The organism is Mycobacterium colombiense (assembly GCF_001672755.1).
In the GTDB taxonomy this organism is placed as follows: Bacteria; Actinomycetota; Actinomycetes; order Mycobacteriales; family Mycobacteriaceae; genus Mycobacterium; species Mycobacterium colombiense_C.
Genome location: NZ_LZKI01000033.1, coordinates 76,349 through 90,513 on the forward strand (window position 1 = coordinate 76,349; position 14,165 = coordinate 90,513).

At 64.4% G+C, this 14,165-nt stretch carries 11 protein-coding genes and 2 rRNA genes; 6 read left to right on the forward strand and 7 right to left on the reverse strand.

Features of this window, described 5'->3' with window-relative positions; translation table 11 throughout:
* Nucleotides 1-127 precede the first annotated feature (127 nt).
* Nucleotides 128-1,309 carry an acetyl-CoA C-acetyltransferase gene (locus A5708_RS03995; RefSeq protein WP_065027378.1) on the reverse strand — a complete coding sequence of 394 codons (1,182 nt, stop codon included), beginning with the start codon at nt 1,307-1,309 and terminating at the stop codon, nt 128-130.
* 78 nt (nt 1,310-1,387) lie between these two features.
* Between A5708_RS03995 and mce the strand changes: the two genes are divergently transcribed.
* Nucleotides 1,388-1,855, forward strand: coding sequence for a methylmalonyl-CoA epimerase (mce, locus tag A5708_RS04000; RefSeq protein WP_081292809.1), 468 nt, complete (start codon nt 1,388-1,390; stop codon nt 1,853-1,855).
* A 10-nt stretch (nt 1,856-1,865) separates the two neighbouring features.
* On the opposite strand, the gene A5708_RS25920 is transcribed toward mce, so the two are convergent.
* Together A5708_RS25920 and nucS are read right to left on the reverse strand one after the other, a co-directional pair.
* Nucleotides 1,866-2,174 (reverse strand): hypothetical protein, encoded by a 309-nt coding sequence (locus A5708_RS25920; protein WP_081292810.1) that lies wholly within the window; start codon nt 2,172-2,174, stop codon nt 1,866-1,868.
* Nucleotides 2,175-2,197: 23 nt separating this feature from the next.
* Complete coding sequence (gene nucS, locus A5708_RS04005) at nt 2,198-2,869, reverse strand: endonuclease NucS (protein WP_065027380.1); 672 nt, start codon at nt 2,867-2,869, stop codon at nt 2,198-2,200.
* Nucleotides 2,870-2,914: 45 nt separating this feature from the next.
* On the opposite strand from nucS, the gene A5708_RS04010 reads away from it, so the two are divergent.
* Together A5708_RS04010 and A5708_RS04015 are read left to right on the forward strand one after the other, a co-directional pair.
* Nucleotides 2,915-4,534, forward strand: a complete 1,620-nt coding sequence (locus A5708_RS04010) for an adenylate/guanylate cyclase domain-containing protein (protein ID WP_065027381.1) — start codon at nt 2,915-2,917, stop codon at nt 4,532-4,534.
* 63 nt (nt 4,535-4,597) lie between these two features.
* A complete protein-coding gene (locus A5708_RS04015) occupies nt 4,598-4,969 on the forward strand; it encodes a hypothetical protein (RefSeq protein ID WP_065027382.1) in 372 nt (123 codons plus the stop codon).
* Nucleotides 4,970-4,994: 25 nt separating this feature from the next.
* Here the strand turns inward: A5708_RS04015 and A5708_RS04020 are convergent, their stop codons facing one another.
* Nucleotides 4,995-6,230: an MFS transporter gene (locus A5708_RS04020; protein ID WP_231117805.1), complete on the reverse strand. Its 1,236-nt coding sequence runs from the start codon at nt 6,228-6,230 to the stop codon at nt 4,995-4,997.
* Between the two features lie 90 nt (nt 6,231-6,320).
* Between A5708_RS04020 and A5708_RS04025 the strand changes: the two genes are divergently transcribed.
* Nucleotides 6,321-7,235: a LysR family transcriptional regulator gene (locus A5708_RS04025; protein ID WP_065027384.1), complete on the forward strand. Its 915-nt coding sequence runs from the start codon at nt 6,321-6,323 to the stop codon at nt 7,233-7,235.
* Between the two features lie 40 nt (nt 7,236-7,275).
* On the opposite strand, the gene A5708_RS04030 is transcribed toward A5708_RS04025, so the two are convergent.
* The gene (locus A5708_RS04030) at nt 7,276-8,349 is read right to left on the reverse strand and encodes a GGDEF domain-containing protein (protein ID WP_065027385.1); all 1,074 of its coding nucleotides are present in this window, start codon (nt 8,347-8,349) and stop codon (nt 7,276-7,278) included.
* Between the two features lie 225 nt (nt 8,350-8,574).
* Between A5708_RS04030 and A5708_RS04035 the strand changes: the two genes are divergently transcribed.
* Nucleotides 8,575-10,062, forward strand: a complete 1,488-nt coding sequence (locus tag A5708_RS04035; protein WP_065027386.1) for a DNA-3-methyladenine glycosylase 2 family protein — start codon at nt 8,575-8,577, stop codon at nt 10,060-10,062.
* Nucleotides 10,059-10,550, forward strand: a complete 492-nt coding sequence (locus tag A5708_RS04040; protein ID WP_065027387.1) for a methylated-DNA--[protein]-cysteine S-methyltransferase — start codon at nt 10,059-10,061, stop codon at nt 10,548-10,550. The genes A5708_RS04035 and A5708_RS04040 overlap by 4 nt, the downstream gene beginning before the upstream one ends.
* Before the next feature lie 46 nt (nt 10,551-10,596).
* On the opposite strand, the gene rrf is transcribed toward A5708_RS04040, so the two are convergent.
* Both rrf and A5708_RS04050 read right to left on the reverse strand, forming a co-directional pair.
* Nucleotides 10,597-10,709, reverse strand: a 5S ribosomal RNA gene (gene rrf, locus A5708_RS04045).
* 81 nt (nt 10,710-10,790) lie between these two features.
* Nucleotides 10,791-13,900 (reverse strand): 23S ribosomal RNA (locus tag A5708_RS04050).
* Between the last annotated feature and the right edge of the window lie 265 nt (nt 13,901-14,165).

The following is a 14,165-nucleotide window of genomic DNA, read 5'->3' on the forward strand; positions in this document are numbered from 1 at the left end:
CTCAGACGGCGATTCCATCCGGCGAAAAAGCACACCGAAAAAGGTCGTGATCGGCAAATATGACGAAGATCACAATTCGTCATCGGCGCGTCGCCCCAGCAACCTCGACGACAGCCCCGAACTCTGGCTAACCCGCGCGCAGAATCAGGGCGTCGCCCTGCCCACCGGCCCCGCAGAGCGCCGCTACGGCGTACCCGGAGCCGCGTCGTGACAACTCCAGGGCGGCATGCAGCGTGATCCGCGCCCCGGACATCCCGATGGGGTGCCCGACGGCGATCGCGCCGCCGTTGACGTTGACGAGGTCGGGGTTCACGCCCAGTTCGCGGGTCGACGCCAGCGCCACCGCGGAAAACGCCTCGTTGATCTCGATGACGTCGAGCTGGTCGACGGAGATGCCCTCACGGCCGAGCGCCTTCTTGATCGCGTTCGCCGGCTGCGACTGCAGGGTGGAGTCCGGCCCGGCGACCACGCCGTGCGCGCCGATCTCGGCCAGCCAGGTCAGCCCCATCTCCTGGGCCTTGGCCTTGCTCATCACCACAACGGCGGCCGCGCCATCGGAGATCTGGGAGGCCGAACCGGCGGTGATGGTGCCGTCGCGGCGGAACGCCGGCTTGAGGCCGGCCAGCGACTCGGCGGTGGTGTTGGCCCGGATGCCCTCGTCCTCGGTGAACTGCAGCGGATCACCTTTGCGCTGCGGGATGTTGACCGGCACCACCTCGTCGGTGAAGACGCCGTCCTTCCAGGCCGCGGCCGCCTTCTGGTGGGACCGCGCAGCGAACTCGTCCTGCTCTTGCCGTGTGAATTTGTCGACGTCGTTGCGCTGCTCGGTGAGCGCGCCCATCGGCTGGTCGGTGAACACGTCGTGGAGGCCGTCGTAGGCCATGTGGTCCAGCACCGTCACGTCGCCGTACTTGTAGCCCGAGCGGCTGTCCATCAGCAGGTGCGGCGCCTTGGTCATGGACTCCTGGCCGCCGGCCACCACCACGTCGAACTCCCCGGCGCGAATGAGCTGGTCAGCCAGCGCGATGGAGTCAATGCCGGACAGACACATCTTGTTGATGGTCAGCGCCGGAACGTCCCAGCCGATGCCGGCCGCGACGGCCGCCTGACGCGCCGGCATCTGCCCGGCCCCGGCGGTCAGCACCTGGCCCATGATCACGTAGTCGACCGCGGCGGCCGGCACGTTGGCCTTTTCCAGCGCGCCCGCGATCGCGATGGCCCCCAGATCGCTGGCGGAAAAGTCCTTCAGCGAACCCATCAGCTTGCCGATCGGGGTCCGTGCTCCAGCAACGATCACCGACGTCGTCATGACTATCTCCTAACCCTGCGCCGATGGCCGGTTCGGCCTCCCGGGGAAGCGCAATCTTTGCCGTCAGGTTACCGTTATGTGATGACGACCGATCAAGTTGACGCCCGTCAGATCCTGGCCACCTCACTGGTGACGGCGATCGATCACGTCGGCATCGCAGTCGCCGACCTGGACGCCGCCATCGCCTGGTACCACGACACCCTCGGCATGATCCTGGTGCACGAGGAAGTCAACGAGGAGCAGGGAATCCGCGAAGCCATGCTGGCCGTGCGCGGCGCCCCGGCGGGCACCGCACAGATCCAGTTGATGGCCCCGATCGACGAGTCCTCGACGATCGCGAAGTTCCTCGACAAGCGCGGCCCGGGCATCCAGCAGATGGCCGTTCGGGTGAGTGACCTCGACACCTTGGTCGAGCAACTCCGCGAGCAGGGTGTGCGCCTGATCTACGAAGCACCCCGTCGCGGCACGGCAAACTCCCGGATCAACTTCATCCACCCCAAGGACGGCGGCGGAGTTCTGATCGAACTCGTCGAACCGGCCGCCTGAGACCGGTATTTCACGACCATTTCCTGGTTGGACCGCGGGTAGCGCGGTGCGTCCAGCACGGCGTGTGCCAATGCCGACGGTCCTCGATCTGACCGGGGCCTCCCGCGGGTGTCGAATCGGTCGGCCACACCACCAGATGTGCTGAGCCGGAACGTATTTCGTGATCACAGCCGGGGCACCGATAGGTCTTGACCGCGCGGGCCGCCGGGACGGGACGGACTTCGTACTCGTGACCATCGGGCCCGCGCTCCACCCGACGCAGTGCCGGCGGCGGCGCCGGGGGCCGCTGCCGGCGTGGCGGGATACGGCGCCGAGCCATGCGATCAGCTTAGTGGCGGACAGTCAGAACAGCCGGTATTCGTCGCTGTCCATCCCGCGCATTTTGTCGTAATCCAATGTCAAACAACGGATCCCGCGATCGGTGGCCAACGTGCGGGCCTGCGGTTTGATCTGTTGTGCGGCGAACACACCTTTTACCGGCGCGAGCACGGTGTCGCGGTTGAGCAGCTCCAGATACCGGGTGAGCTGTTCGACGCCGTCGATCTCGCCGCGTCGCTTGATCTCCACCGCCACCGAGCCACCCCGTTCGTCACGGCAGAGCAGGTCGACGGGCCCGATGGCGGTCATGTACTCGCGGCGAACCAGCGTGTATCCCTCACCCAGCAGCTGCACGTGCTCGGCGAGCAGCGCCTGCAGGTGCGCCTCGACGCCGTCCTTGACCAGCCCGGGATCGACGCCGAGCTCGTGGCTGGAGTCGTGTTCGATCTCCTCGACGGTGATGCGCAGCTGTTCGCCGGCCTTGTTCTCGACCACCCACACCGGGGACGCGTCACCGGGCTCCGCGGTCAGCCAGCACGGCGGGCTCATCCAGTTCAGCGGCTTGTAGGCGCGGTCGTCGGCGTGCACACTGACCGATCCGTCGGCCTTGAACAGCAGCAACCTGCGGGCGGAGGGCAGATGCGCGGTGAGCCTGCCGACATAGTCAACGGTGCATTGAGCGATCACTAGACGCACCCAAGTCACCTTAGAGCGTGGCCGACAAATTAGGCTGACGCCACCATGTCGGCCCACCAGTCCGTGGCACAGCGAATAGGCCGGGTGCTCGAGCGGATCACCCGTCAGAGCGGCCGCCTACCGGCGACGCCGGCGTACGGCTCCCTGCTGCTCGGACGGGTGTCGGAAAGCCAGGGCCGGCGCCGGATACGCATCCAGATCATCATGACCGTCCTCGTTCTGGGAGCGAACCTGCTCGGGATCGGCGCCGGACTGATCCTGGTAACCATCGCCATCCCCGCGCCGAGCATCTTCGACGACGCGCCGGCGTGGCTCACCTTCGGGATTTCCCCCGCCTACATCGTCCTGGCGCTGACGGTGGGCACCGTGTGGATCACCCGCAGAACCGTCCTCGCGTTGCGCTGGGCGATCGAGGAGCGCACTCCGACTCGCGAGGATGAACGCAATACGTTCATCGCCCCGTGGCGCATCGCCTTGGTCGACCTTGTCTTGTGGGGAACCGGGGCGGTGCTGTATTCGGTCCTCTACGGGCTGGTCAACACGATGTTCATCCCCCGTTTCCTGGTCGGGGTGAGCTTCTGCGGCGTCCTCGTGGCGACCGGCAGTTATCTGCTCGCCGAGTTCGCACTGCGTCCGGTGGCGGCTCAGGCGCTCGAGGCGGGTCCGCCGCCGCGGCGCCTGGCGTCGGGGATCATGGGCCGAACCATGACGGTGTGGTTTCTCGGTTCGGGCGTTCCCGTCATCGGCATCGCGCTCCTGGCGCTGTTCGAGGTGTGGCTGAACAATCTCACCCAGACCCAGTTCGCGGTCGGTGTGCTGATCGTGTCGTCGGCCGCGCTGATTTTCGGCTGCATCCTGATGTGGATCCTGGCCTGGCTCACCGCGACGCCGGTTCGAGTCGTGCAGGCGGCGCTGCAGCGAGTCGAGAGGGGCGACCTGCGCGGCGACTTAGTGGTATTCGACGGCACCGAACTCGGAGAGTTGCAGCGCGGCTTCAACGCCATGGTCGACGGCCTGCGGGAGCGCGAACGGGTGCGCGATCTTTTCGGCCGCCATGTCGGCCGCGAGGTGGCGCTGGCGGCCGAACGCGAGATGCCGAAGCTGGGCGGCGAGGAACGCCATGTGGCCGTCGTCTTCATCGACATCGTCGGGTCCACGCAGTTGGTGACCAACAGACCCCCGGCCGAAGTCGTCAGTGTGCTCAACCAGTTCTTCGCCATCGTCGTCGAGGAAGTGGACCGCCACCGCGGACTGGTCAACAAGTTCGAAGGCGATGCGTCCCTGGCCATCTTCGGCGCGCCGAACCGTCTCGATTCTCCGGAGGACGAGGCGCTGGCCGCCGCCCGCTGCATTACCAACCGACTGGCCAATGAAATGTCCGAGCTCTCGGCCGGCATCGGTGTGGCCGCGGGTCAAGCCGTCGCCGGAAATGTCGGCGCCAGGGAACGTTTCGAGTACACGGTGATCGGTGAACCGGTCAACGAGGCGGCACGACTGTGTGAGCTGGCCAAGTCGCACTCGAGCCGGATGCTCGCGACGGCCGACGCCGTCGAGCGTGCGAGTGAAAACGAGCGGGCGCGTTGGTCTTTGGGCGACACGGTGACCCTGCGTGGGCACGAGCGTCCCACCCGGCTCGCGTCGCCGGTTGACCCGCTGACCCGATGATTGGTCTCGAGTCGAATTGGGTACAGCGACAAAGAACTTGACCCCTCAGAGATTGGCTTTGACATGACCGGTAGTGGAACTGCCCGCCGTGTTTCGGTCGCCGCGGGAATCGCCGCGGCGATTGCCCTGAGCTCGTTGTCCGCGGGATGCTCGAGCAACAACAACAAGAGCCCCAGCACCTCGACCGTCACCACCACCGTCACGACGCCGGCGAGCGTCACGACCACAGCCCCGGGGGCACCGGCACCCGGCGGCCCGGGTAGCGGTCCCGACGTCGGGCCGGGCGGCGCCACCACCGCCGGCCCGGGCGGATCGGGCGCCGGCGCCGGACCCGGTGGGGCCAGCGCGGGCGTGCCGGGCGCCGGGGCTTCCGCCGGACCGGGCGGCGCGGGTGCGTGCGCCGGCGGCGTGTGCGTCGGGACGCCTCCCGGCTGATTCCGGGGCTAGCGCAGCGGGTGGGTCACTGAGCGGTGGCCATCGATCCGGCGAAGCCATTGGCGCGGGATCCGTTCTCCCGCACCAACAGTGCGACGAGCAGCGAGCCGACCACGAGCAGCCCGCCGACAAACCACGTCGTCGCCGACCAGCCGCCGACGCCGTAGACGAGACCACCGAGCGCGCCGGCCACCGACCCGCCAAGGTAGTAACTGAACAGGTACAGCGCGGACGCCTCGGCGCGGTCCCGGTGCGCGATTGCGCCCACCCAGCCACTGGCAACGGTGTGCGCAGCGAAGAATCCACCGGTGAACACGCCCACACCGATGACGATCACGGCCAGTGCATGCGGGGCGGTGAGCAACAGGCCGGTCACGGTGATCGGCAACGCGGCGCCCAGCACGAACCGGCGCCCCCTGCGGTCCGCGAGCCGCCCCGCCACGACCGACGTCCAGGTACCCACGAGATACAGGACGAACAACAGGCCGGCCACCGAGGGCGCCAATCCGAAGGGCCGCTCGGTCAGTCGGTAGCCGAGGTAGTTGTAGACCGTGACGAATCCGCCCATCAGCACCGAGCCCAACGCAAACAGCTTCAGCAACACGGGGTTTCGCATATGGGCGGCAAGGTTGTGCATGGTGGCCCGCACGCTCGCCGCCTTCGGCGTGAAGAATTGCGACCTGGGCACCAGAAGCGCGAATACGGCCGTGCCGGCCAGCGTCACCGCGGAGCACGCCAGCAGCGCGACCCGCCAGTTGCTGACGTCGACGACCAGCGACGGCACGATCCGCCCGGCCAGCCCGCCCACCGTGGTCCCGGCAACGTAGCGGCCCATCGCCGAACCGAGCGACGAGGCGTGCACCTCTTCGGCGAGGAGAGCCATGGCCACCGCGGGTATGCCGGCGAGCGCGACGCCATGCAGCGCGCGTCCCGCGAGCAGCACGCCGAGCGTGGGGCTTAACGGCAGCAGCATCCCGATGACGCTGGACGCTATCCCCGAGGCGAGCATCACGGTGATGCGCCCGTACCGCTCGGAGAGCACGCTCGCCGGGATGATCGACAGCGCCAACATCCCCGTCGTCAAGGAGACCGTCAGCGCCGCGGTGGCCGGGGTGATTCGATAGCTGGCCGACAACGCCGGCAGCAAGGCCTGCGTGCAGTACATCGCGGCGAAACTGGCCAGGCCGGCGCCGTACAGCGCGGCGGTCATTCGCCGGTAACCCTTGGTTCCCGCTTGATGCGCGACGACGGCCTGAGGCATGGCAATGATGCTTCGTGCCGCGGCACCTAAACGGAAATGAATTATTTAGCGGTTTATGATGCATAAACCACATAAGCAGAGGTGATGGCAATGGCGGACGGCGACTATGAGTGGTTCATCACACTGGCGGAGCTGCAGCACGTCACGTCGGCGGCCGAGCAGCTGCACGTCGCACAGCCGACGCTGACCCGGATGCTGGCGCGCCTGGAACAGCAGGTGGGGGTGTCGCTGTTCGATCGCCACGGCAGGAGGCTGGCCCTCAACACCTACGGCCGGATCTTCTACGAGCACGCCCGGCGAGCCCAGCTCGAGCTCGATTCGGCCAGGCGCGCGATCGATGACCTGACGAATCCGGCCGTCAGCGAGATCCGGCTGGCCTTTCTGAGTTCGTTCGGGACAACCGTGGTGCCGCGCTTGATCGCGAGATTCGGGGCGTCGTCGCCGCGGGTGACCTTCACGCTCGAGGAGGGTGCCGCCGAATCGATCGGCGATCGCGTACAGTCCGGCGTCGTCGACATCGGAGTGGTGTCACCGCGGCCGCGCAAACGAACTCTGGCCTGGCGCAGCCTGTTTCGTCAGCGTCTCGGCGTCGCCGTGCCGGACGATCACCGGTTTGCGGGCCTCGCCGCGATATCCATGACCGATCTGGCCGACGAACCGTTCGTCACCATGCACCTCGGATTCGGCATGCGTCGACTGCTCGACGAGCTTTGCGCCGCAGCGCAATTCCGGCCCCGGATCGGCTTGGAAGCACCGAATCTCACGACGGTGGCGGGCCTGGTCGCCGCCGGGCTGGGCATCAGCCTGGTGCCCATCGACGGCAGCGAGTACGCGCCGGGCGTGCGGGTACTGCGGCTGGCCGACGCCGACGCCTACCGCGATGTGGGCATGATTTGGCATTCCGATCGGCCGCTGGCTCGCTCGGCACGGGACTTCATCGCGGCCGCCGCGGCCGTAGAGCAGCACGAGATGCCGCCTAAGACAATCCCTCTCCTCGGGCGCTAGAGCACAGCGCAGTGACCGTGCCGGGGATGCGGGTGTCGGCTCAGACGGCGATCTGGTGATGGCGGGTCTGGTTACCCCCGCACCGCTTCGCTTCGTACATCGCGGTGTCGGCGTGGGCGACCAGCTGGTGAAACGCGTGCTCGGCATATTCCGAGACGATGCCGCCCAGCGCCAGGCTGGCGATTCCGACGCTGGCGGTCACGGCCGCGTTCACCGCGGCCACGGCGTCACAGAGTTGTCGGCCCCACGACGGCAGCTGTTCGGTCGTCACGATGTCGGCAACCAGGAATTCCTCCCCGCCGACGCGACCGACGACGGAGGTCTCGCCGCATGCGGTGGTCAGGGTGCCCGCCACCGCGATGAGCGCCTCGTCGCCTGCGGCGTGCCCGCGGGTGTCGTTGAGCTCTTTGAAGCGGTCCAGATCAACCATGGCCACCGCCAGATGCATGTGATGGGCGCCGGCGAGCATCCGGCCCACGATCGCGCGGTCGCAGGCCCTCCGATTCAGCAGGCCGGTCAGCGGATCGCGGTTGGCGCGTAGCAGGTCGAGCCACAGTGCGCGCACCACGACCTGGATGGCGAGCGGGACGACCACGTTGAGTTCCAGCACCAGGAAGTAGCCGGTGAAGGCCAGCACCGCCTGCCCGGTGGCGGCCAGGCGCACCGCCTGCCAGGCCGCGATCGCACAGGCCATGAAGAAGTTCAGGGCCATGAGCCTGGCCGTATGGAAGAACGCGATGTAGCCACCCGTCACCGCCATCGCCGAACATGCCATGAGCCCGACGAGCGGCTGGGGTTGCCACAGGCAACCGCCGCCGATGGATACGGCGCCGGTCATGATGTAGAAAACGGACTGGCGCCGGGTGGGCCATCCGCTCAACCACAGCGTCGCCATGCCCAAGCCCAGGATGGCGGCGACGACCGAAACCGTCAGCGCCACACGCGGATACATCGGGGCGGGTCCGTACAAAACGTTGACTGGCACCAACACCAGGGAGGCCGCCACCACGGCCAGAACCCTGCGGGTGGGGGTGCTGAGCCCGTGCGCCTGCAAATAGCCTGTCAGCCAGTCGAAATGGTCGTCTTGGCCCCACCAAGTCGCCAGCCACGCCATACGTTCGCCTTTCCCCGAACTCGCTCACCCCGTCGAGCCACAGCACCAGAGTCAGTGAACCGGATCACAGTAAATACCATCGAGCGCAGTAAAAATCTCGAATCGACGAGAAATCCGCGCCGGACTGCGCCCCACGCCACGGCCCGATTACCCGGCTCAATCCCCTCCCACGACGATGTCGGTTTTCCGCCAGTTTTGTCGGTGGGCGGGTGTAAGTCTGGAACCGTGCACGACGACTTCGAACGCTGCTACCGCGCCGTCCAGTCCAAGGACGCGCGGTTCGACGGCTGGTTCGTCACCGCGGTGCTGACGACCCGCATCTACTGCCGGCCCAGCTGTCCGGTGCGGCCACCGTTCGCCCGTAACGTGCGGTTTTACCCCACGGCGGCCGCCGCTCAACGGGCCGGCTTTCGGGCCTGCAAGCGGTGCCGCCCCGACGCGTCCCCTGGGTCCCCTGAATGGAATGTGCGCGGCGACGTCGTGGCGCGAACGATGCGCCTGATCGCCGACGGGACCGTAGATCGTGAAGGTGTCGGTGGCCTGGCCGCCCGCCTCGGTTACACGACCCGACAACTGGAGCGGCTGTTACAGGCCGAAGTCGGCGCCGGCCCGCTCGCACTGGCCCGCGCGCAACGGGCACAGACCGCCCGGGTGTTGATCGAGACCACGGAACTGCCATTCGGCGACGTCGCATTCGCCGCCGGCTTCTCCAGCATCCGCCAGTTCAACGACACCGTTCGATCGGTGTTCGAGAACACACCCAGCGCGCTGCGCCAGCGCGCCGCGACACGTTCCGCATCGGCGCCGAATTCGCCTGGCACCGTGTGTCTTCGGCTCCCGGTACGCACGCCGTTCGCCTATGCCGGCGTGTTCGGTCACCTGGCGGCGGGTACGGTGCCCGGTTGCGAGGAGATCCGCGACGGCGCATACCGGCGCAGTCTGCGGCTCCCGTTCGGCAACGCGATCGTCAGCCTGACCCCCGCTGTCGATCACGTCCGGTGCGTGCTCGTGCTCGACGACTTCCGTGATCTGACAACGGCCATCGCGCGCTGCCGTCGGCTGCTGGACCTCGACGCCGATCCGGAAGCGGTGGACGCGGCGCTGGGTGGGGACGCGGAGTTCTGCGCCGTCGTAGCCAAGGCGCCGGGGCAGCGGATTCCACGCACTGTCGACGAAGCCGAACTCGCGGTGCGCGCGGTGCTGGGCCAGCAGGTTTCCACCAAGGCGGCCAGTACCCACGCCGGCCGCCTGGTCGCCGCCTACGGACAGCCGATCAACGATCCCGAGGGAGCACTGACGCACACCTTCCCGTCCGTTGAGCAGCTCGCGGTCATCGACCCCGTCCATTTGGCCGTGCCCAAGTCCCGGCAACGGACTTTGAACGCTCTGGTCGCCGGCCTCGCCGACGGCAGTGTCGTGCTGAGCGCCGGCTGCGACTGGGAAAGTGCCCGAACGCAACTACTCGCCTTGCCCGGCGTGGGCCCCTGGACCGCGGAGGTGATCGCAATGCGCGGCCTCGGCGATCCCGACGCGTTCCCCGCCAGCGATCTGGGCCTGCGCCTGGCCGCCGAACAGCTGGGCTTCCCGTCCGACGAGGGCTCCCTCGTGGCGCGTAGTGCACAGTGGCGCCCCTGGCGTTCCTATGCCACCCAATACCTTTGGACCACCCTCGAGCATCCGGTAAACCATTGGCCGCCACAGGAGGTCGCATGACCGAGTACCGCACCATCGACAGCCCGATCGGGCTGCTGACCCTGGCCGGTCACGGCTCGGTGCTGACGAATCTGCGAATGGTCGATCAGACCTACGAACCGAGCCGCACCGGGTGGTCCCCGAACCCGCGGGCGTTCGGCGAGGCCGTCGAACAACTCAGCGCGTATTTCGCCGGCGACCTGACGAATTTCGATGTCGAGCTCGACCTGCGAGGCACCGAGTTTCAGCGCCGAGTATGGCGGGCGCTGCTGACCATTCCGTACGGCGAAACGCGCTCGTACGGCGAAATCGCCGAGCAGATCGCGGCGCCCGGCGCCGCCCGCGCCGTCGGGTTGGCCAACGGTCACAACCCGATCGCCATCGTCGTTCCCTGCCACCGCGTCATCGGGGCCAACGGAAGTCTCACCGGCTTCGGCGGTGGGCTCGGCCGAAAGCGCACATTGCTCGAATTGGAAAAGCAACGCGAGAATTTGACGCTATTCGATTGATTGCGAATGCAAAAACACCCCCGTTGCCGGGGGTGTTTTTGTGTATGTTCGGCGGTGTCCTACTTTTCCACCCGTATGGGCAGTATCATTGGCGCTGACAGGCTTAGCTTCCGGGTTCGGAATGGGACCGGGCGTTTCCCTGTCGCTGTGGCCGCCGTAACTCTATTTAAATTTGTTTGGTGGGGGGTGTGGCGTTCCGCGGCATTACTGCCGTGAAATGGACTGTGGTTGCGATTGTGTGTTGGTAAGTTTTCGGCCGGTTAGTGCCAGTTCCCTGCACCCATTACTGGGCTTCCAGGTCTGGCCTATCGAACCCGTAGTCTGCGGGGGGCCTTATCCCTCTAAAAGGGTGAGAAACCTGATCTTGGAGAAGGTTTCCCGCTTAGATGCTTTCAGCGGTTATCCTGTCCGAACGTGGCTATCCAGCCGTGCCCCTGGTGGGACAACTGGTATACCAGAGGTTCGTCCGTCCCGGTCCTCTCGTACTAGGGACAGGTTTCCTCAAGTTTCTGACGCGCGCGGCGGATAGAGACCGAACTGTCTCACGACGTTCTAAACCCAGCTCGCGTGCCGCTTTAATGGGCGAACAGCCCAACCCTTGGGACCTGCTCCAGCCCCAGGATGCGACGAGCCGACATCGAGGTGCCAAACCATCCCGTCGATATGGACTCTTGGGGAAGATCAGCCTGTTATCCCCGGGGTACCTTTTATCCGTTGAGCGACACCCCTTCCACTCAGAGGTGCCGGATCACTAGTCCCGACTTTCGTCCCTGCTTGACTTGTAAGTCTCGCAGTCAAGCTCCCTTGTGCACTTACACTCAACACCTGATTGCCGTCCAGGTTGAGGGAACCTTTGGGCGCCTCCGTTACATTTTAGGAGGCAACCGCCCCAGTTAAACTACCCGCCAGGCACTGTCCGTGAACCCGATAAGGGTTCGACGTTAGGTGTCCAATACGATCAGAGTGGTATTTCAACAACGACTCCATACAAACTGGCGTCTGTACTTCACAGTCTCCCACCTATCCTACACAAACCGTACCGAACACCAATACCAAGTTGTAGTGAAGGTCCCGGGGTCTTTTCGTCCTGCCGCGCGTAACGAGCATCTTTACTCGTAGTGCAATTTCGCCGAGTCTATGGTTGAGACAGTTGGGAAGTCGTTACGCCATTCGTGCAGGTCGGAACTTACCCGACAAGGAATTTCGCTACCTTAGGATGGTTATAGTTACCACCGCCGTTTACTGGGGCTTAAATTCTCCGCTTCACCTTACGGTTAACGGGTCCTCTTAACCTTCCAGCACCGGGCAGGCGTCAGTCCGTATACATCGTCTTGCGACTTCGCACGGACCTGTGTTTTTAGTAAACAGTCGCTACCCACTGGTTTCTGCGGCCGAATCCCGCTCCCACCGCAAGGGTGTTCACGGTATTCCGGCCCCCCTTCTCCCGAAGTTACGGGGGCATTTTGCCGAGTTCCTTAACCATAGTTATCTCGTACGCCTTGGTATTCTCTACCTGACCACCTGTGTTGGTTTGGGGTACGGGCCGTGTATGTGCTCGCTAGAGGCTTTTCTTGGCAGCAGAGGATCACCGAATTCGCCTCAATCGGCTATGCATCACCTCTCGGGATTAATGAGCGACGGATTTGCCTATCGCTCTCCCTACAGGCTTGCCCCAGTATTACCACTGACTGGTACGGCTACCTTCCTGCGTCACCCCATCGCTTGACTACTACCAGCGAAGGTCCCACGCAGCCCCGAAACTCCATGCCCCCGAAGGGGAATGGTCGATCCGGTTTTGGGTGGTTAGTACCGCTGATTCATCAGGGACGCCTATACACGGGTACGGGAATATCAACCCGTTGTCCATCGACTACGCCTGTCGGCCTCGCCTTAGGTCCCGACTCACCCTGGGCGGACTGGCCTGGCCCAGGAACCCTTGGTCTTACGGCGGGCAAGGTTCTCACTTGCCTTATCGCTACTCATGCCTGCATTCTCACTCCCCCATCCTCCACCACCGGTTACCCGGAGGCTTCGCTGAATGAGGGACGCTCCCCTACCCACATCCACCGTACGGTGAATGTGCCGCGGCTTCGGCGGTGTGCTTGAGCCCCGCTACATTATCGGCGCATAATCACTTGACCAGTGAGCTATTACGCACTCTTTCAAGGGTGGCTGCTTCTAAGCCAACCTCCTGGTTGTCTCTGCGACTACACATCCTTTTCCACTTAGCACACGCTTAGGGGCCTTAGCCGGCGATCTGGGCTGTTTCCCTTTCGACGTACGGAGCTTATCCCCCGCCGTCTCACTGCCACGCTTTACACCACGGCATTCGGAGTTTGGCTGACGTCAGTAACCTAGTAGGGCCCATCGGCCATCCAGTAGCTCTACCTCCGTGGTGAACCACGCAACGCTGCACCTAAATGCATTTCGGGGAGAACCAGCTATCACGGAGTTTGATTGGCCTTTCACCCCTACCCACAGCTCATCCCCTCAGTCTTCAACCTAAGTGGGTTCGGGCCTCCACGCGGTCTTACCCGCGCTTCACCCTGGCCATGGGTAGATCACTCCGCTTCGGGTCCAGAACACGCCACTACACCCCAAAGGGGATGCGCCCTATTCAGACTCGCTTTCGCTGCGGCTACCCCGCACGGGTTAACCTCGCGACGTGTCCCTGACTCGCAGGCTCATTCTTCAAAAGGCACGCCATCACCCCACGAAGAGGCTTTGACGGATTGTAGGCACACGGTTTCAGGTACTATTTCACTCCCCTCCCGGGGTACTTTTCACCATTCCCTCACGGTACTAATCCGCTATCGGTCATCGAGAAGTATTTAGGCTTACCGGGTGGTCCCGGCAGATTCACAGCAGATTCCACGGGCCCGCTGCTACTCGGGAGTTGATACAAGGTAGGTGACGGGTTTTCGCGTACCGGGCTCTCACCGTCTACGGCAGGCCATCCCAGGCCATTTCTGCTAACCACGACACTTTCTGACTACCCCTCAGCCAGGTAGAGCTGAGACATATCAATCCCACAACACCGCGCACACAACCCCTACCCGGTTATACATGCGTGCGGTTTAGCCTGTTCCGCGTTCGCTCGCCACTACTGACGGAATCACAATTGTTTTCTTCTCCTACGGGTACTGAGATGTTTCACTTCCCCGCGTTACCTCCCGCACCCTATATATTCAGATACGGGTAACACGACATCACTCGTGCTGGGTTTCCCCATTCGGAAATCCTCGGATCAATGCTCGGTTGACAGCTCCCCGAGGCATATCGCAGCCTCCCACGTCCTTCATCGGCTCTCGATGCCAAGGCATCCACCATGCGCCCTTAAACACTTACTTACACACAAAAACCAAAGAAGAAATTACACATTTCGATGAACACGCCGGCCACGAAGGACCACGCGTTCATCTAGATGCTCGCAACCACTATCCAATACTCAAACACCACACCCCACCACCAAGATGGAGGGACTCCACACGGTTCGACCGAGTGTTGTCTCAGGGCCCAATAGTGTGTCTGGCAATTATTTGCTGTTGTGCACCCGGTTTTCGTCCACTACAGACGAGAACCCCTCACGGCTCGCACTTCACCAATTGAAGTGCT